Origin of the sequence: Cobetia sp. 4B (genome assembly GCF_018831605.1) — a bacterium.
In the GTDB taxonomy this organism is placed as follows: domain Bacteria; phylum Pseudomonadota; class Gammaproteobacteria; order Pseudomonadales; family Halomonadaceae; genus Cobetia; species Cobetia amphilecti.
In genome coordinates this window covers 3011102-3028785 of the sequence record NZ_CP059843.1, presented here as the reverse complement: position 1 = coordinate 3028785, position 17684 = coordinate 3011102, and the positions used below count along the sequence as shown (strand labels likewise).

The window sequence follows — 17684 nt, the reverse complement described above, 5'->3', positions numbered from 1 at the left end:
TCTTCACGAGGCAGGCATGAACACGACACTTTCCTTGCTGGGCACGCCGCTGGCCGAGCTGCGTCACGCGCTGCACCGCTCACCGGAACTCTCCGGACAGGAAGCCGCCACGGCGGCCTGCATCGCCGGCTGGATGCAGGAGGCCGGCGCCGAGGTGGTCAGCGGGCTGGGTGGGCATGGTCTGGCCGCCATCTTCCGCGGTACTGAGCCAGGCCCGCGCGTCATGCTGCGCTGTGAGCTGGATGCGCTGCCCATCGATGAGGCGCCACGCGGCGACTGGTCCTCCTGTCACCCGCATGTCGGGCACCTGTGTGGCCATGACGGCCACATGAGCTGGATGCTGGGCGTGGCGCAGCGCCTGGCGGCGTCTCCGGTCGCCAGGGGCGAGGTGGTGTTGCTGTTCCAGCCCGCCGAGGAAACCGGCGAAGGCGCGCGCGCCGTCGTGCGCAGCAAGGCCTTTGCCGCGCTCAAGCCGGACTATCTCTATTCGTGCCACAACTTGCCGGGGCGCCCCCTCGGGGAAGTCAGCGTGCGCGACCATGCCTTCACCTGTGCCTCACGCGGCATGATCGTGCGGCTTTCCGGGCTCTGTGCACATGCGGCCCACCCGGAAAATGGTCGCAGCCCGGCGATGGCCATGTGTCGCATCATGCAAGGCCTGTCGCGTCTGCCGTTGCAATTTGCCGATGAGACCGGACTTGCGATGGTGACCCTGATTCATGCGCGCCTGGGCGAGGTCGCGTTCGGCACCTCACCGGGCGACGCCGAGGTGATGGTCACCCTGCGCACCGAGAGCGATGACATGATGAAGGCGCTGGCCGAAGCGGCGGTCTCACTGGCACGCAGCGAGGCGGAAGAAGACCGTCTGGGCATCGATGTGGACTGGTGTGACACCTTCGATGCGACCTGGAATTCGCCTGAGGCGAACGACATGATTCGCCGCGTGGCGCGACAGCAAGGGCTTGATTGCGTGGAACTTTCTCAGGCACATCGCTGGTCCGAGGACTTTGGCGTGTTGGCACGTGACTGCCATGCCGCCATGTTCACATTTGGCGCAGGTGAGGAAATGCCGGGGCTTCACCACCCCGATTACGATTTTCCTGATACGCTGTTGGCGCCCGGCGTCGAGATTTTCGAGGGGCTGGTGCGCCAGCACCTTGGAAGAGAGTAAAACAGCGGTTTTACAGCGTCGCCATTCTGATACAGTTAGTGTCAAAGTTTTTCGACGTTGCAAAAAACACTGTTTTCCTTCACCGTATGCCTGAGGATCGGTACCGTTTTCAAGGGAAACAGACCCGATCAGAGCTGGAAGGACGCACCTGCATGTGCTTTCTTCTTAAAGGAAGATTTGAATAAAATTCCTTTCATCGTAACGAGTTCGGCTCTTATACTGAGTCGATACGTAACACCCTCGTTACATATTGCGCTGTGTTAAGAAGGAGTCTTACATGAAAAGATCTACGACTGGCCTGGTTCTGGGTTCTGCATTGGTTGTTGGCCTGTCTGGCTGCGCAAGCTCTGCTTCCCAGTCTTCATCTGCTGAGAAGCCCTGGTACAGCCAGCCGTTCGTCTGCGGTCTGGCCGGTGGCCTGATCGGTGGCGGGATTGGTTACGGCGTCTCTGGCGACAGCGACGAAGACACCGGCGCTTCTCTGGGTGCTGTCGGCGGCGCGACCGCTGGCGCACTGCTGTGTGCTGACGATGCTCCGAAGTCCATGGACGACGATGGCGACGGCGTGCCGAACGACCGTGACGAATGCCCGGGGACTCCGGCAGGCGTCGCTGTTGATGCGAAAGGCTGCCCGCTGGACACCGACGGTGACGGCGTTGCTGACTACAAGGACCAGTGCCCGGGTACTCCGGCCGGCGTCACTGTTGACGCGAAAGGCTGCCCGCTCGATTCCGACGGTGACGGCGTGCCGGACTACCAGGACCAGTGCCCGAACACCCCGGCCGGCGCCAAGGTCAATGCACTGGGCTGTGTCGCTGACCTCGTCCTGCGTGACGTGAACTTCGAGTTCGACTCCGCCAAGCTGACTGCCAACGCTGAGAAAGTGCTGAACGGTGTGGCGGCCAAGCTGGTCTCCAACGAGAACGTCCGCGTTCGCGTCGAAGGTCACACTGACTCCGTGGGTTCTGACTCCTACAACAAGCAGCTGTCCCAGAAGCGTGCTGACTCCGTGAAGGCCTACCTGGCTTCCGAAGGTGTTGGCGCCAACCGTATCCAGACTGTGGGTTACGGTGAAGAGCAGCCGGTCGCCAGCAACGATACCGCTGCAGGCCGTGCCGAAAACCGTCGTGTCGAGCTTGCTGAAGTCAAGTAAGCCGAACGCGGTAAGCTGAATCAGACGGGGCGCCTCAGGGCGCCCCGTCTGCGTTCGTGTCGTGCATGGTCTTCAGTGGCTCAAGCGTATCTTTACGACTTTTGAACGGGCTGCTAAGGTCTTGCCTCGCTCATGTTCCCGCGTTATGTGTCCACACCCTGACTGGTCGCTCGATCATCATGGGGCAGTGGGCGGCGCCCCAGGCATTGTAGGCCGGGGTCAGTAGCGTGAGGGGCGTGATCGTCATTGCCCCCATTTCGAGCCGACGCCCCGTGTTCGGCCAAATTCGCTTCACGTGACCCTTGGTAAGGGCCACCACTGAACGCAAGGAATTCTTCATGCCTATCGTTACTCTGCCTGACGGCAGCCAGCGTACCTTCGATACCCCGATTTCCGTGATGCAGCTGGCCGAGTCCATCGGTCCCGGTCTTGCCAAGGCCTGTGTGGCCGGCAAGATCAATGGCGTCGAGGTCGATGCCGCTGACATGATCACCGAAGACGCCAACGTCGCCATTCTCACGGCGCGTGATGCGGAAGGCCTGGACGTGATTCGTCACTCCTGCGCGCATCTGATCGGTCATGCCGTCAAGCAGCTCTACCCGGAGGCCAAGATGGCCATCGGCCCGGTCATCGATGACGGTTTCTATTACGACATCGACTTTGGCCGCTCGGTCACCCCGGAAGATCTCGAGACCATCGAGAAGCGCATGAAGCAGCTGATCGACAGCGAGTACGATGTGGTGCGTGAGTATGTCTCGCGTGACCAGGCCATGGCCGCTTTCGAGAAGCGCGATGAGCCGTACAAGCAGGAGATCATCGAGGGCATCGGCGAAGGCGACACCATCCGCCTTTACCATCACGAAGAATACACCGACATGTGCCGCGGCCCGCACGTGCCGAATACCCGTCACCTCAAGCACTTCCAGCTGCTCAAGCTGGCCGGTGCCTACTGGCGTGGTGATTCCACCAAGCCGATGCTGACTCGCATCTATGGCACCGCCTGGCCGGACAAGAAGCAGCTCAAGGCCTACCTCAAGCGTCTCGAGGAAGCCGAGAAGCGCGATCACCGCAAGCTGGCCAAGAAGCTGGACCTCTTCCATATGCAGGAAGAAGCGCCGGGCATGGTGTTCTGGCACCCGAATGGCTGGACCATGTATCAGGTGCTCGAGCAGTACATGCGTCGTATCCAGCGTGCCAATGGCTACCAGGAGATCAAGACGCCGCAGGTGGTCGATCTTTCGCTGTGGAAGAAGTCCGGGCACTGGGGGCATTACAACGAGCTGATGTTCACCACCGAGTCCGAGAAGCGTGAGTACGCGGTCAAGCCGATGAACTGCCCGTGTCACGTCCAGGTCTTCAATCAGGGCCTTAAGAGCTACCGTGACCTGCCGTTGCGTCTGGCCGAGTTCGGCTCCTGCCATCGCAACGAGCCGTCCGGCTCTCTGCATGGCCTGATGCGTGTGCGTGGCTTCACCCAGGATGACGCCCACATCTTCTGTACCGAGAATCAGGTCGAGTCCGAGGCCGAGGACTTCATCCGTCTGACGCTGGAAGTCTACCGTCAGTTCGGTTTCGAAGACGTCGAACTGAAGCTCTCCACCCGTCCGGAATCCTTCATCGGTGAGCCGGAAGCGTGGGACAAGGCCGAAGCCGGCCTGCAGGCAGCACTGGATGCGACTGGCCTGCCGTGGGAGCTGCAGCCGGGTGAGGGTGCCTTCTATGGACCAAAGATTGAATTCTCTCTGCGAGATTGTCTGAATCGTGTCTGGCAGTGTGGTACTCTACAGCTCGACTTCAATCTGCCTGAGCGTCTCAGTGCCCAGTTTGTCGATGAAAGTGGAGAGCGTCGCATGCCGGTCATGTTGCACCGCGCGATTCTCGGCTCCTTCGAGCGCTTCCTCGGCATCCTGATCGAGCACCACGCAGGCGCGATGCCATTCTGGCTCGCCCCGGAGCAGGTTGTCGTAATGAATATCACGGATTCCCAGGCAGAATATGCCAAGGATCTGGTCTCCCGCCTCGAGAAACATGACATCCGTGTCAAAGCAGACTTGAGGAACGAGAAGATCGGCTTTAAAATCCGTGAGCATACTCTGCAGAAGGTTCCTTACCTCATCGTCGTTGGCGACAAGGAAGTGGAAGCTGATGCAGTAGCTGTCAGAACCCGTTCCGGTGAAGACCTCGGCACCATGAAAGTTTCAGAATTCATGGAACGCCTGAAGGAAGAACAGGTCTGACAGTAACGAATTTCAGCCAAACGGAGACGCAACGATCAAGCGGAATAATCAGCGCGGACGCCCCCAGGAAAAGCGGGCTCCCATCAATGACCGTATTCGTGCGGACGAAGTCCGCCTCATCGACGCAGATGGCGAGCAGGTTGGCGTAGTGTCAACCAAAGATGCGCTTGTCAAGGCCGAAGAGGCAGGGCTCGACCTCGTCCAGATTTCCAATGCCGACCCCATCGTCTGCAAGATCATGGATTACGGCAAGTTTCTTTTCGACGAGAAGAAACAGAAGAATCTGCAGAAGAAGAAGCAGAAACAGATCCAGGTCAAGGAAGTCAAATTCCGTCCTGGTACCGATGAAGGCGATTATCAGGTCAAGCTACGCAACCTGACTCGCTTCATCGAAGGCGGAGACAAGGGTAAGGTAACCTTGCGCTTCCGTGGTCGCGAAATGGCGCACCAGGACATCGGCCGCAAGCTGATGGAACGGATCGCCGGCGACCTCTCGGAGCTCGTGACCGTCGAGTCCTTCCCGAAAATGGAAGGCCGTCAGATGATCATGATTCTCGCGCCGAAAAAGAAGTGATCCATAGGCAGTAAAACGGACACATCAGGGTCACGCCTGCGGGCGTGGCTCTTTTTGTCGGCCCTGGATTTTCTCAAGAAACCGAGCGGAGTTAATACTCATGCCGAAGATCAAGACTAACCGCGGCGCTGCCAAGCGCTTCAAGAAGACTGCCAACGGCTTCAAGCACAAGCAGTCCTTCCGTAGCCACATCCTGACCAAGAAGTCGACCAAGCGTAAGCGTCAGCTGCGTGGCATGAAGCAGGTTCACGCTGCAGACAAGGCGCTGATCCAGCGCATGCTGCCGAACCTGTAAGCCGTCCTTACCTCGGTCCAACTTTCTTAATATCAGGAGTACGCTATGTCCCGCGTCAAGCGTGGCGTCGTCGCACGTCGCCGTCACAAGAAGATCATGAAGCAGGCCAAGGGTTACTACGGAGCGCGTTCACGCGTCTTCCGCGTAGCCAAGCAGGCTGTCATCAAGGCCGGCCAGTACGCTTACCGTGACCGTCGTGTCCGCAAGCGTCAGTTCCGTGCCCTGTGGATCGCGCGTATCAACGCTGCGGCCCGCATCAATGGCATGTCCTACAGCCGCTTCATCGCTGGTCTGAAGAAGGCCAATATCGAGATCGACCGCAAGGTCCTCGCCGATATCGCGGTTCACGAAAAAGCTGCCTTTGCTGCCATCGTCGAGAAGGCCAAGGCTGCTCAGTAAGTGACCGGATCAGATGTCGCCCAGTCCCGGCGAGCCGCTCATGTGGCGAACCGGGCCGTGACTGTCGAATGCTTGCATTGGACAACTCAGGCGGTATCGAGATGACGTGTTACGTCACAGGGGAAGAGCAGCCGCTCTTCCCCTGTTTTTGTTTGGCCTGCCGTCAGAGAACCGGCGGTGGGTCAGCAGCGACATGAACGGGATTGGCCGCGTTGTGGGCCGGTCTCTGGCAAGGGCGCGATCGTCTGCGTGACTCACCGCAGGCGGAGCGCTCTCCCTGCCGACCTTCGGGTCGGCGCGACTTCCATTGGTGGCGGACATTGCCGCGCCAGTGACTCAAGCGATCGGAGCTGAACGGATGGAACATCTTTCCACCCTGGTGGACGAAGCACGCACCGCGATCCAGGCGGCCGAAGACGTCCAGACCCTCGACGAGGTACGGGTACGTTTTCTCGGCAAGAAGGGCGAGATCACCGCACTGCTCAAGGGCCTCGGCAAGCTGTCCCCCGAAGAGCGTCCCAAGGCCGGTGAGACCATCAACGAAGCCAAGCAGCTGCTGAGTGGCGAGTTGGATGCACGTCGCAATATGCTGGAAACGGCGGCGCTCAATGCGCGTCTTGCCGCCGAGCGCGTCGATGTGACCCTGCCGGGCCGTGGTGAGCCGGTAGGCGGCCTGCACCCGGTCACCCGCACGCTTGAGCGTATCGAAAGCTTCTTCTCGCACATCGGCTACGGTGTCGCTGAAGGGCCGGAAATCGAAGATGACCATCACAACTTCGAAGCGCTGAACATCCCGTCGCATCACCCGGCGCGCGCGATGCATGACACCTTCTATTTCGATGCCACGCGTCTTCTGCGCACTCACACCTCACCGGTGCAGGTACGCAGCATGAAGGCCAGTGAGCCGCCGCTGCGCATCGTCTGCCCGGGCCGCGTCTATCGCTGCGACTCCGATCTGACCCATACCCCGATGTTCCATCAGGTCGAGGGTCTGCTGGTCGACGAGAATGTCAGCTTCGCCGACCTCAAGGGCACCGTCGAAGAATTCCTGCATGCCTTCTTCGAGCGTGATGACCTGGAAGTCCGCTTCCGTCCGTCCTACTTCCCGTTCACCGAACCGTCCGCTGAAGTCGATATCCAGTGCGTGATGTGTGCCGGTGACGGCTGTCGTGTCTGCTCCCACACCGGCTGGCTCGAGGTGATGGGGTGCGGCATGGTGCATCCGGAAGTCTTCCGTCACTCCGGTATCGATAGCGAGCGCTTCCGCGGCTTCGCCTTCGGCATGGGCGTGGAGCGTCTGGCGATGCTGCGTTACGGCGTCAACGACCTGCGGTTGTTCTTCGAGAACGACCTGCGTTTCCTTCGCCAGTTCAGCTAGGCACTCATTCACGTATCGCGCCTTGAGGGCGTGAACTTACGGAACAGGACAGCAAGATGAAATTTTCCGAACAGTGGCTGCGTGAGTGGGTGTCGCCGGAACTGAACACCCAGCAGCTTGCCGATCAGGTCACCATGGCCGGTCTGGAAGTCGATGGTATCGAACCGGTCGCCGGTGAGTTCACCGGTGTAGTCGTGGCCGAGGTCAAGGACAAGCAACCGCACCCGGAGGCTGATCGCCTCAATGTCTGCCAGGTGGATGATGGCAGCGGTGCGCTGGTGCAGGTCGTCTGTGGCGCGCCGAATGTCGCCGCTGGCCAGAAGGTGCTCTTCGCTCAGGTCGGCGCCAAGCTGCCGGGCGACTTCAAGATTCGCAAGGCCAAGCTGCGCGGTGTCGAATCCCGCGGCATGATCTGTGGTGCCTCCGAGCTGGGCCTGGAAGCCGAGGCCTCCGACGGCATCATGGTGCTGGCCGCGGATGCGCCGGTGGGCCGTGATGCACGTGACTTCCTGAATCTTGACGACAACGCCATCGAGGTCGATCTGACCCCGAACCGCGGCGACTGCCTGAGCGTCAAGGGTCTGGCGCGCGAAGTCGGCGTGCTCAACCGTCTCGCTGTCACGGCGCCGAGCATCGAGCCGGTCGCCGCCCAGATCGACGATACCTTCCCGGTTACCGTCAGCGCGCCAGAGGCGTGCCCGCGCTATCTGGGGCGTGTCGTGCGTGACGTCAATGTCGCCGCGACCTCGCCGCTGTGGCTCGAGGAGCGTCTGCGTCGCAGTGGCATCCGCAGCATCGACCCCGTCGTCGACGTCACCAACTACGTGCTGCTCGAACTCGGCCAGCCGATGCACGCCTTCGATCTGGCACGCCTGAACGGTGGCATCGAGGTGCGCATGGCAGCCGCTGAAGAGCCGCTGACGCTGCTCGACGGTCAGGAAGTCGCGCTGCGTGACGACACCCTGGTCATCGCCGATGAGAAGGGCCCGCTGGCCATCGCTGGCGTGATGGGCGGCGAAGGCAGTGGCGTGAACGCCGAGACGCGCGACATCTTCTTCGAGTCGGCCTTCTTCGCGCCGTTGAGCGTCGCTGGCAAGGCGCGCAGCTACGGCCTGCACACCGACAGCTCGCATCGTTTCGAGCGTGGTGTGGACGCCCAGCTGCAGCGTGATGCCATCGAGCGCGCGACGGCCCTGCTGCTCGAGATCACCGGCGGCAAGCCGGGCCCGATCATCGAGGTCGCCAGCGACTCAGCACTGCCCAAGGCCGCCGTCGTCAGCCTGAGCGGCGCCAGTGTCGAGCGCACGCTGGGCATGGCGCTGCCGGATGACGAGATCGTCGAGATTCTCGAGCGTCTGGGCATGCAGGTCGCCGCGAATGGCGATAGCCAATGGCAGGTGACGGTGCCGAGCTGGCGTTTCGATGTCAGCATCGAGGCTGACCTGATCGAAGAGCTGGCGCGCATCCACGGCTACAACAATCTGCCGGTCAGCCGTCCGAATGCGCGTCTGGCACCGGCCGTGGCCAATGAGACCACCCAGCCGCTGACCAGCCTGCGTCGTCAGCTGGTGGCGCGGGGCTATCAGGAAGCGATCAGCTACAGCTTCGTCGCCCCTGAGCTGCAGAAGACGCTGGACCCGCAAGGGGTGGCACCGGCACTGGCCAACCCGATTTCCAGCGACATGGCCGTGATGCGCAGCTCGCTGCTGCCGGGGCTGGTCAAGGCGCTGAGCCACAACCTCAATCGTCAGCAGTCGCGCGTGCGCCTGTTCGAGACCGGGCTTGTGTTCCGCGGCGAGCTGGACTCCCTCGAGCAGACGCCGATGATCGGCGGCCTGATCACCGGTGCACGTCTGCCGGAAGGCTGGAATGGCGGTCGTGACAAGGTCGACTTCTTCGATCTCAAGGGCGATGTCGAGGCACTGCTGGCACTGGGCGGCAATCTGGATGCCTGGCGCTTCGAAGCCGCCGAGCATCCGGCACTGCACCCGGGCCAGTGCGCTCAGCTGTTCTTCAATGGCGAGCAGGCGGGCTGGATGGGGGCCCTGCACCCGGCCGCGCGCGCCGAGCTTGGCCTGAAGGTCGAGGTGTTCGTGTTCGAGATCACGCTGGCCTCTGCCTGCGCTGGCCGTCTGCCGCGCTTCGCGCCGCTCTCCAAGTATCCGGAAGTGCGTCGTGACCTAGCCTTCGTGGTCAAAGAGGGCGTTCACGTGCAGTCGCTGCTCGACGCCATCCGCGCGCAAGCCGGTGAATGGCTGACGGACCTGCGCCTGTTTGACGTCTATCAGGGCCAGGGGGTAGCCGATGGTCACAAGTCGCTCGCCCTGGGCTTGACCTGGCAGCATCCTTCGCGCACGCTGAATGATGAGGAAATCAATCAGTTAGTCGATGCGATCGTCACCGATGGCCACACACGTTTCGGGGCGGCGCTGAGAGCATGAGTCGCCACTTGAACGAGGGAGCGGACATGGGAGCGTTGACCAAGGCGGAACTTGCCGAGCATCTGCACGCAGAACTCGGCATGTCCAAGCGCGAAGCCAAGTCGATGGTAGAGGTATTCTTCGACGAGATTCGCGGTTGTCTGCGGGAAAATGAACAGGTGAAGCTGTCCGGTTTCGGCAACTTCGATCTACGTGACAAGCGCGAGCGTCCGGGGCGCAATCCCAAGACAGGCGAGGAGATTCCGATCTCCGCGCGTCGCGTGGTGACATTCCGCCCAGGTCAGAAGCTCAAGGCCCGAGTGGATGAGTACGACGGCGAGACGCACGCACATCAGCGTCTTGAAGAGCATGATGACCACGATGATCATGATGATGATCACTGAGGTCATTGCCTGATCGCACCCGCCGCTCCCTGAGCGGGTGACCATGCTCACGAAAGCCCCGACGCCTTGCGTCGGGGCTTTCGTCGTTCTGAGGCATCGTTTGTTGTGTCATCAGCCGTGCGTCATCAGCCGATCGAGAGCTCGGTGCGTGCATAGCTGATGCCGGGGCGGCTGCGGGTCGCCAGCAGATAGCCGAGGGCGAGTGGTCCGGTGCGGCCCAGCAGCATGGTCGCGATGATCAGCAATTGCCCGCCGGGCGAGAGCTCGGGCGTCAGGCCGTGGCTCAGGCCGACGGTGCCGAAGGCCGAGACGGTCTCGAAGGCCAGCGACAGAAAGGCGTGGTCCGGATCGGTGATGGTCAGGCCGAACAGCATGCTGAAGATCAGCAGCATCGCCGCCAGTGCCACGGCGATCGACTTGAAGACGGTGTCATCGCCGATGCGGCGGCCATGCAGGGTGGGGGAGGGCTCGCTGCGCAGAAAGGCGCGCGTGGTCAGCAGCAGCACCACGAAGGTGGTCAGCTTGATGCCGCTGGCCGTCGAACCGCTGCCGCCGCCGATGAACATCAGCGCCATGGTCCACAGGGTCGAGGCTTGTGTCATCTCGGCGGAATCAATGACGCTGAACCCGGCGGTGCGCGGTGTGATGGCCATGAAGGCAGCGGCGAGCAGGCGTTCGCCATGACTGGCCATGGCGCCCAGCGTGCCGGGGTTGCGCCATTCAAGCGCCAGTATCACCACCAGGCTCAGCAGGTTGAGTGCCACGGTGGCTTCGATCACCAGGCGTGTCTGCACCGAGAAGCGTGACGGCTGCAGCAATACGCGCCAGCCATGTTGGCGACGCCGCTCGCGCAGCTCGCCGATGACGGCAAAGCCGATGCCGCCGGTCATGAACAGGATGCCGATCACGCCGCTGGTCAGAGGGTTGGCCGCCTCGCGCATCAGGCTGTCCGGCCACAGGGTGAAGCCGGCATTGTTGAAGGCCGAGACCGAGTGGAAGAGGCTCAGCCAGAGCCCCTCCTGCCAGCCGTACTCGGGCACCCAGTCCAACGCCAGCAAGGAGGCACCTGCCAGCTCGAGCGTCAGCGCAAAGGCGGTGATGATCTTGAGCAGGCGGCCTATCTCGCGTGAGCTGCTGCGATTGAGCGCCTCGCGCAGCAGGCTGGTCTGATGCATCGGCAGGCGCTGGCCCAGCATCACCAGCGACAGGGCGGCGATGGTCATGAAGCCGAGTCCACCGAGCTGGATCAGTATCAGCACGATGGTCTGGCCTGCGAGGGTGAAGTCGCTGAGCGGAGTGACGGAGAGGCCGGTGACCGTGACGGCAGAGGTCGCGGTGAACAGCGCCGACAGCCAGCTCAAGCCCTGCTGATGCATGCCGGGCAGTTTCAGCAGGCAGGCGCCCAGCATGCCGAGGCCCAGAAAGCCGCTCAGCAGAATCTCCGGCGGCGATAGATGGATGATGGGCCCGCGTGGGCTGCGGGTCAGGGGGCGGAGATAGCGCCGGTAGCGCTGCCTCATAGATGCGCTCCCAGCTTGCGCAGCGCGCTCAGCTCGCCGATCAGAACCAGATGGTCGCCGGCGGCCAGTCGCGTGCTGCCGGAGGGTTGGCGATCGAGTGTCTTGCCCTTGCGCAGCGCGATCACACTGATGTCGTCATCGATGGGCAGCTGATTGAGCTGCTGGCAGTCATCGCCCAGTCGTGCACTGACCTCCAGCTCGACCACGAACTGGTGATCGCCGAGATGGATGAAGTCGACCATGGCATGGTAGGCGAGGCTTTCCGCCACGCGCACGCCCAGGTCGTACTCCGGATGCACGATGTGATCGACACCCAGACGACTGAGCAGCTTGTGGTGTGCATCCGAGGTGGCCTTGACCCACAGCTCCCTGGCGCCGAGCTCCTTGGCCAGCAGCGCGCAGATCAGGCTCTGTTCCATCGAGTCGGCCAGATCGATCAAGACGGCGTCGTACTGCTCAAGCCCCAGCTCCTGCAGGGCATGTTCGTCGGTGGGGTCCGCGATCACGGCCTGGTTGAGCAGGTCTGCCACGGCATTGAGGCGCTTCTCATCGGCGTCCACGCCGAGCACTTCATGGTCATGGCGCCTGAGCTCCCGCGCGACGGTGCTGCCGAAATAGCCCAGTCCGATAACCGCGAATTGACGATGCATGACGACTCCTTGTCTGCGCTGCTGGGTGAGGCCAGACGCTCTTTGTCCCGACGCTTTCTGGCCAGGCACTCTCAGGCCCAGCACTCTCTGGCCCAGCCCGCTCTAGCCAGAGCGTTCTGGTCGGCGCCTCTTGAATGAGCCTACTCCAGTGATGCGTTGATGTCGGGTCCTTTTGCGGCGCGGTGCGTCTCAGGCGAGGTTGCTTGTCAGGCCTGGGAGGCAGGCATCGTTTCAAATGTTACCAATTTGAAGCATCTAATGTAGAGTGATTGCCGTCGTGTGGTGATGGCGTTTTCGCAGACGAATTCTGAGGGAATCGTGGTGATTTTCGATGGGAATCGCGGACGAACCTGCTTCATATCAGTAAAATGGTCTGTGTGAGCACCCAAGACGGCCAGGAGTTGCGTCGATCACCACTGGCTCACAACAATAACTCGTAAGGTATTCCATGACGGCAAGACAGCAACCCAAGAATCTCTGGATCAGTCGCTGGGGCTTCATCCTTGCAGCTACCGGTTCCGCGGTAGGGCTGGGCAATATCTGGAAGTTTCCCTATATCACCGGTGAGTACGGCGGTGGCGCCTTCGTGCTGGTGTATCTGGCCTGCATTCTCGCCGTGGGCGTGCCCGTGATGATGGCGGAGATCGCCTTCGGGCGGCGCGGGCGCGGCAGCCCCATCGAGGCGATTGCCAATCTGGCGCGTGAGGCGGGGGCCAGTCCGTTGTGGAAGGTCTTCGGCTGGATCGCGATGCTGGCCGGCTTCATGATCCTGTCGTTCTATGTCGTGGTGGCGGGGTGGTCGTTCAGTTACCTGTGGAAGATGGCCAGTGGCGCGTTGTCCGGACACAGCGTCGCGGAGCTGGGCGCCATCTTCGAGGCCGGCAACGCCAACCCCTGGGCGCTGGGTGGCTGGGCCACGCTGGTGACGGTGGTGACGATGCTGATCGTCGGGCGAGGGGTGCAGGAAGGCGTCGAGAAGAGCGTGCGCTGGATGATGCCGGGCATGGTGATCATGCTGCTGATCATGATCGGCTATGCCCTGACCTCGGGCAACTTCTCGGCAGGCTTCCACTTCCTGTTCGATTTCGATGTCACGCGCTTGAGCAGCGAAGGGGTGCTGGCCGCGCTGGGGCATGCCTTCTTTACCCTGTCGCTGGCCTCCGGTGCCATCCTCACCTACGGCTCCTACCTGCCGTCGGGCACCTCCATCGCCCGCACCACCTTCACGGTGGCGATCGCCGATACCCTGGTGGCACTGATGGCGGGGTTGGCGATCTTCCCGATCATCTTCGCCAATGGCATGGACCCGTCCTCCGGGCCGGGGCTGATCTTCATGAGTCTGCCGGTGGCCTTCAACCAGATGCCCTTCGGGCAGCTGTTCGGGGTGCTGTTCTTCGCCATGCTCTCGATCGCCGCCCTGACTTCTGCCATCTCGATGATCGAGGCGACCGTCGCCTGGCTGAGCGAGAACCGCAACATGAGCCGCATCAAGGCCTCATGGCTGGCTGGCAGCGTGCTGTGGCTGGTGGCGATGTTCGCGATGCTGTCGTTCAATCTCGGCGCGGACTGGACGCTGGCCGGCAAGCACTTCTTCGACTGGCTCGATTACCTGACCTCGCGCTGGATGATGCCGATCGGTGGCATCGCCATGGCGCTGCTGGCCGGGTTCGTCTTCAAGAGCAGCATGCTGCGCGATGAGCTGAATCTGAGCGATGCCGGCTATCGTCTGTGGCTGTTCATGATTCGCTATGTCAGTCCGGTCTGCATCCTGGCGATCTTCGTCGATGCCCTGGGCGTCGCAGAGCTGTCATTCGGCGACTGGCCGTATTTCGTGGCCGTCATCCTGGCAGCCTGTCTCGTGGGCGAGCTGCTCTCGCCGCGCCTGCGCGAGCGTGCCGCCGAGCAGGGCTGATATGATCGCTGGCGTCAGTTCGATAGCGCCAGCCCGGAAGCCATGAAAGCGGCATGAAAAAGCCCCCTGCAGCGTGCTGCAGGGGGCTTTTCGTTCTGATGTCTGTGGTCTGTCTGCTGGTATCTGTCTGCTGGTATCTGTCTGCTGGTATCTGTCTAACAGCTGGCGCCGTTACTCGCCTTCCAGGCCGGTGATCGGCTTGACCGTGCCCCAGTGGCGGCACTTCGGACATTGCCAGAGCAGCATCGAGGCTTCGAAGCCGCAGCGATGGCAGCGATGGCGAGGACGTGCCTGGATCAGTTGCTGGGTATGACGCTTGAGCAGATTGAAACGCTCGGTCTCGCGCTCATCGGCGTCCAGCAGGTAGAGATCGAGCAGGTAGTCGACGCCGCGCAGGCTGGGGTGACGATGCAGTTGCTCGCTGGCGAAGCTGGCGGCGGCCTCGACGCCCTCGCGGCGCTCGATCAATTGCGCAAGGCTGATGACCGTCGTGGTGTAGGGCGCGCGCTCGACTTCCTGATGCAGCAGGCGTACCAGGCCGCTCTCGTCATCCAGCATGCGAAAGGCGTTGCCCAATGGCTCAAGGATGATGGGGGTGAAGCCGGTGTCCTGACGCGGGATGCGCTGCAGCAGGCGGATGCACTGCTTGTAGTTGGCATGATCGAATTCGATCTCGGCCAGCATCCAGTTGGCGCGTACGCATTTCTCATCGGTGGAGAGCGCCTGCTTGAGGCGCTTGCGGGCCATCGCCTGACTGCCTTCGGCGATATCCAGCGCGGCCAGTTCGCAATGCCAGTGGGCCGCCGCGCGGCGGATGCCACCTTCCTGGCGCAGAATGGCGTGGGCGACTTCGAGTGCGGCTTCCCATTCGCGTTCCCGCTCGAGGAGGTCGATCAACAGGCGGCGGCCGGCACGCCGATGGCTGTCGTGCTGCGCTTGCTTGAGGAGGGTTTCCAGCAGCTTCTCGGCGCGGTCATAGACACCGCTGCGCATGAAGTCGCGGGCCAGTTCCAGCTGGACACGCTCGCCTTGTTCGCTATCCAGGGCAGGGCGGGCCAGCAGGTTCTGGTGAATCTTGACGGCACGATCGACTTCGCCGCGACTGCGATAGAGATTGCCCAGCGCGATGTGGGTATCGACGGTGTCGCTGTTGACTTCCAGGGCCTGAACGAAGGTTTCGATGGCACGATCAGGCTGCTCATTGAGCAGATGATTGAGGCCGACGAAGTAGTCGCGGGACAGGGTGGCAGGAGCCGGTGCTTGTTCATCGGGGCGACGATCACGCCGCCCCAGCCAGAATCCGATGGCGATGGCCGCCATCAGCAATCCCAGCAATATCAGATCAGGCATTTATGCCACTTCCTTGATCTCCTGGATGCGCAGTTGGTCCAGTTCCTTGCGTTGCTGCTGGTTGCGGCGCTGGGCACGGGTCAACAGCGTGCGCAGGCGCAGGTACATGCCGGTCATCGCGACCATGCCAAGCACGACGCCGACGGCCAGCGAGAACAGCAGCCACATGGAAAGGGACGCAGCAGGCAGCTCTACCCAGATGAGGTCGAGGGGCACGGCTTGCTGGTTGTGAACGGCAAAGAGAATACCGACCAGCAGGACGATCAGCAGGATCACGGCCAGAACGAGACCTTTTAGCCAACGCATAACGGTTTCCTTGTCATGAAATGCAGTCGTGAATCATCTGGGAGCGAGTGTATCACTGCCCATCGCGCGAGTCTTGGCGGCGACGCCGTGAGGTGGGTGGCTGTCGTCTCTGGCATGACGGCTTGAGCAGATATCGGCCGGCACTGAGCCAGCCGGCCCCGTCACGCCGGGTCTTCCTCTGCGGGCAACGCTGTCAGTCAGCCGCGCCGTCGTCTTTGGCACTGTCATCAGTCGCGCTGTCGTCAATACCCCAGGGCGCGACTGGCATCGACCTGCTCGCGCAGCTCCTTGCCGGGTTTGAAGTGGGGGACGAACTTGCCATCCAGGTCCACCGGCTCACCGGTCTTGGGGTTGCGCCCCAGTCGCGGCTCACGGTAGTGCAGCGAGAAGCTGCCGAAACCGCGAATCTCGACGCGACCGCCATGGGCCAGGGCGTCTGTCACATCATCGAGGATGATGCGAACCGCGGCCTCTACATCCTTGAGCGACAACTCAGGCTGTCGCATGGCTATCTGTTCGATCAGCTCGGACTTGGTCATCGGATCTCTCCATGCCTGCACCTTTCTCGCGAAAGGCGTTCGTGATGCGGCAGCCGGGCGACCTCTTGTCACCGGACAGGCACACGCATCCTTGTGATTGTTATCTCCTCAGCATAATGGGCAAATCCTGAGAAAACAACGCACTAGGGACATCATTGCCGATCACGGCACGGATTGCCAATTCCTGCCCGAGCAACGGGTCAACGGATGCCGCTGACGCCCCCCTCGGGTATACTGCGCGCATTGATGTGACGACTGAGGTTCAGGCAATGGAAGATGTGATTCGCAAGCGGCTTCATTGGCATTCGCGTCGCGGCATGTGGGAGCTCGATCTGCTGCTGCTGCCGTTTCTGGAGCAGCGTTTCGACGCCTTGAGCGAAGACGACAAGGCGCTCTATGTGCAGCTGCTGGCCGAAGAGGACCAGGACCTCTTCGTGTGGCTGATGAAGCGCGACCCGTGCGGCAATGCCGAGTACCAGCGCCTGATCAACATGGTGATCGCCAATGCCGAGAATGGCGAGCGCGATCAGTTCAAGGGCCTCTAGACAGGCGTTCGCGACCCACGCCAGCCTGCGCGTCGGGCTGTTGGCGGCGAGTCTCGCCTTGTGGGTCTGGCTTGCCGAGCTGGCGACTGGCCAGTTGGTTGTCAGTACGTGGTGGACCTGTCAGTGGCAATATCTACGCAATGCCCTGCCTTTCGAGGCGGGGCATTGTGCGTTTGAGGGGCTCGCTCAGCTGCCGGATGGCGTCATGGCGCTGCTGGGCGTGATGGGGCTGGGCTGGCTGCTGCAGGCCGCAGAGCTGGTGTCATGGTGGCGCCAGGCTCGGCGGCGCCTCACGGACCCCGAGGCGCGAGTCTGGCTGGCCCTTGGGGGCAGCCTCTGCGCCGATGCGGCGCTTGCCAGCGGTGGCCAGGCGCTAGTGCCGGAGAGCGAGGCTGAAGCAGAGAGCGATGCCGAGACCGAAGCCAGTGACACCCCGCCTGCGTCAGATGCGCGCCATCGTCACCCGGAGATGCAGCTCTGCTGGTGGTGGGCCGATGGTGCCTCACGCAGCTGGCAGCCCGTCAATGTGCGCTGCCTGTGGTGCTCACCACGTCTGCTGGGGCTCGAGATCTCGCCGCAGGGCTTCGGACCACAGGGGGTGGGGCCACAGGGGATGGGGGCGCAGGGCTTGAAACAGCAGGGGCCGGGACAGCAGCACCTGAAAACCCAGCGGGTATGGCTGTGGCCGGATAGCGCCTCCAGCGAAGACCTTCACCAGCTGCGCCTGTGGTTGCTGTGGCCGCCCTTGCCGCATGGCTTGCCGCGTCAGCCGCCGCCATTGGAGGCCCTGCGGCGCGTCGCTGCCCAGGGCTCCCGCCCACGCTGAACCGC

At 62.2% G+C, this 17684-nt stretch carries 17 protein-coding genes; 12 read left to right on the top strand and 5 right to left on the bottom strand.

The features are described from left to right. Nucleotides 1-16: 16 nt before the first annotated feature. The 9 genes from H2O77_RS12495 to ihfA all read left to right on the top strand — a co-directional run bounded on the left by H2O77_RS12495 (nt 17) and on the right by ihfA (nt 10031). The gene (locus H2O77_RS12495) at nt 17-1171 is read left to right on the top strand and encodes an amidohydrolase (RefSeq protein WP_215823219.1); all 1155 of its coding nucleotides are present in this window, start codon (nt 17-19) and stop codon (nt 1169-1171) included. A 277-nt stretch (nt 1172-1448) separates the two neighbouring features. Further along, nucleotides 1449-2324: an OmpA family protein gene (locus H2O77_RS12490; protein WP_043335655.1), complete on the top strand. Its 876-nt coding sequence runs from the start codon at nt 1449-1451 to the stop codon at nt 2322-2324. 338 nt (nt 2325-2662) lie between these two features. Then, a complete protein-coding gene (gene thrS / locus H2O77_RS12485) occupies nt 2663-4561 on the top strand; it encodes a threonine--tRNA ligase (RefSeq protein WP_043335653.1) in 1899 nt (632 codons plus the stop codon). 34 nt (nt 4562-4595) lie between these two features. Beyond that, nucleotides 4596-5135, top strand: a complete 540-nt coding sequence (gene infC, locus H2O77_RS12480) for a translation initiation factor IF-3 (protein WP_082388253.1) — start codon at nt 4596-4598, stop codon at nt 5133-5135. 100 nt (nt 5136-5235) lie between these two features. Continuing rightward, complete coding sequence (gene rpmI / locus H2O77_RS12475) at nt 5236-5430, top strand: 50S ribosomal protein L35 (protein ID WP_043335648.1); 195 nt, start codon at nt 5236-5238, stop codon at nt 5428-5430. A 45-nt stretch (nt 5431-5475) separates the two neighbouring features. Next, a complete protein-coding gene (gene rplT / locus H2O77_RS12470) occupies nt 5476-5829 on the top strand; it encodes a 50S ribosomal protein L20 (protein WP_043335644.1) in 354 nt (117 codons plus the stop codon). A gap of 358 nt (nt 5830-6187) precedes the next feature. Beyond that, on the top strand, nt 6188-7207 hold the full coding sequence (gene pheS / locus H2O77_RS12465) for a phenylalanine--tRNA ligase subunit alpha (protein ID WP_215823218.1): 1020 nt from the start codon (nt 6188-6190) through the stop codon (nt 7205-7207). A 56-nt stretch (nt 7208-7263) separates the two neighbouring features. Beyond that, the gene (gene pheT, locus H2O77_RS12460) at nt 7264-9648 is read left to right on the top strand and encodes a phenylalanine--tRNA ligase subunit beta (protein ID WP_215823217.1); all 2385 of its coding nucleotides are present in this window, start codon (nt 7264-7266) and stop codon (nt 9646-9648) included. A gap of 26 nt (nt 9649-9674) precedes the next feature. Then, the gene (gene ihfA / locus H2O77_RS12455; protein ID WP_107336300.1) at nt 9675-10031 is read left to right on the top strand and encodes an integration host factor subunit alpha; all 357 of its coding nucleotides are present in this window, start codon (nt 9675-9677) and stop codon (nt 10029-10031) included. A 125-nt stretch (nt 10032-10156) separates the two neighbouring features. Here ihfA and H2O77_RS12450 read toward each other — a convergent pair whose 3' ends face one another. Next, nucleotides 10157-11551, bottom strand: a complete 1395-nt coding sequence (locus tag H2O77_RS12450; RefSeq protein ID WP_215823216.1) for a potassium transporter TrkG — start codon at nt 11549-11551, stop codon at nt 10157-10159. Further along, nucleotides 11548-12201 carry a TrkA family potassium uptake protein gene (locus H2O77_RS12445; RefSeq protein WP_215823215.1) on the bottom strand — a complete coding sequence of 218 codons (654 nt, stop codon included), beginning with the start codon at nt 12199-12201 and terminating at the stop codon, nt 11548-11550. The genes H2O77_RS12450 and H2O77_RS12445 overlap by 4 nt, the downstream gene beginning before the upstream one ends. A gap of 448 nt (nt 12202-12649) precedes the next feature. On the opposite strand from H2O77_RS12445, the gene H2O77_RS12440 reads away from it, so the two are divergent. Continuing rightward, on the top strand, nt 12650-14113 hold the full coding sequence (locus H2O77_RS12440; protein WP_215823214.1) for a sodium-dependent transporter: 1464 nt from the start codon (nt 12650-12652) through the stop codon (nt 14111-14113). A gap of 171 nt (nt 14114-14284) precedes the next feature. Here H2O77_RS12440 and lapB read toward each other — a convergent pair whose 3' ends face one another. From lapB to H2O77_RS12425, 3 genes are all read right to left on the bottom strand, one after another. Further along, nucleotides 14285-15463, bottom strand: a complete 1179-nt coding sequence (lapB, locus tag H2O77_RS12435) for a lipopolysaccharide assembly protein LapB (protein WP_043335632.1) — start codon at nt 15461-15463, stop codon at nt 14285-14287. Further along, complete coding sequence (locus H2O77_RS12430; protein WP_054555462.1) at nt 15464-15769, bottom strand: LapA family protein; 306 nt, start codon at nt 15767-15769, stop codon at nt 15464-15466. It abuts the gene before it with no gap. Nucleotides 15770-16011: 242 nt separating this feature from the next. Next, nucleotides 16012-16308: an integration host factor subunit beta gene (locus tag H2O77_RS12425; protein ID WP_043335630.1), complete on the bottom strand. Its 297-nt coding sequence runs from the start codon at nt 16306-16308 to the stop codon at nt 16012-16014. A 269-nt stretch (nt 16309-16577) separates the two neighbouring features. Here H2O77_RS12425 and H2O77_RS12420 point away from each other — a divergent pair, with 269 nt between their 5' ends. Both H2O77_RS12420 and H2O77_RS12415 read left to right on the top strand, forming a co-directional pair. Then, nucleotides 16578-16853, top strand: a complete 276-nt coding sequence (locus H2O77_RS12420) for a succinate dehydrogenase assembly factor 2 (RefSeq protein ID WP_043335628.1) — start codon at nt 16578-16580, stop codon at nt 16851-16853. Beyond that, nucleotides 16813-17679 carry a hypothetical protein gene (locus H2O77_RS12415; protein ID WP_215823213.1) on the top strand — a complete coding sequence of 289 codons (867 nt, stop codon included), beginning with the start codon at nt 16813-16815 and terminating at the stop codon, nt 17677-17679. The genes H2O77_RS12420 and H2O77_RS12415 overlap by 41 nt, the downstream gene beginning before the upstream one ends. The last annotated feature ends 5 nt before the right edge of the window (nt 17680-17684 follow it).

Bases quoted from the DNA above. Each gene is read 5' to 3' on its own strand.
- H2O77_RS12495 (WP_215823219.1), top strand. From the start codon at position 17: ATGAACACGACACTTTCCTTGCTGGGCACGCCGCTGGCCGAGCTGCGT.
- H2O77_RS12490 (WP_043335655.1), top strand. From the start codon at position 1,449: ATGAAAAGATCTACGACTGGCCTGGTTCTGGGTTCTGCATTGGTTGTT.
- thrS (WP_043335653.1), top strand. From the start codon at position 2,663: ATGCCTATCGTTACTCTGCCTGACGGCAGCCAGCGTACCTTCGATACC.
- rpmI (WP_043335648.1), top strand. From the start codon at position 5,236: ATGCCGAAGATCAAGACTAACCGCGGCGCTGCCAAGCGCTTCAAGAAG.
- rplT (WP_043335644.1), top strand. From the start codon at position 5,476: ATGTCCCGCGTCAAGCGTGGCGTCGTCGCACGTCGCCGTCACAAGAAG.
- pheS (WP_215823218.1), top strand. From the start codon at position 6,188: ATGGAACATCTTTCCACCCTGGTGGACGAAGCACGCACCGCGATCCAG.
- pheT (WP_215823217.1), top strand. From the start codon at position 7,264: ATGAAATTTTCCGAACAGTGGCTGCGTGAGTGGGTGTCGCCGGAACTG.
- ihfA (WP_107336300.1), top strand. From the start codon at position 9,675: ATGGGAGCGTTGACCAAGGCGGAACTTGCCGAGCATCTGCACGCAGAA.
- H2O77_RS12450 (WP_215823216.1), bottom strand. From the start codon at position 11,551: ATGAGGCAGCGCTACCGGCGCTATCTCCGCCCCCTGACCCGCAGCCCA.
- H2O77_RS12445 (WP_215823215.1), bottom strand. From the start codon at position 12,201: ATGCATCGTCAATTCGCGGTTATCGGACTGGGCTATTTCGGCAGCACC.
- H2O77_RS12440 (WP_215823214.1), top strand. From the start codon at position 12,650: ATGACGGCAAGACAGCAACCCAAGAATCTCTGGATCAGTCGCTGGGGC.
- lapB (WP_043335632.1), bottom strand. From the start codon at position 15,463: ATGCCTGATCTGATATTGCTGGGATTGCTGATGGCGGCCATCGCCATC.
- H2O77_RS12430 (WP_054555462.1), bottom strand. From the start codon at position 15,769: ATGCGTTGGCTAAAAGGTCTCGTTCTGGCCGTGATCCTGCTGATCGTC.
- H2O77_RS12425 (WP_043335630.1), bottom strand. From the start codon at position 16,308: ATGACCAAGTCCGAGCTGATCGAACAGATAGCCATGCGACAGCCTGAG.
- H2O77_RS12420 (WP_043335628.1), top strand. From the start codon at position 16,578: ATGGAAGATGTGATTCGCAAGCGGCTTCATTGGCATTCGCGTCGCGGC.
- H2O77_RS12415 (WP_215823213.1), top strand. From the start codon at position 16,813: ATGCCGAGAATGGCGAGCGCGATCAGTTCAAGGGCCTCTAGACAGGCG.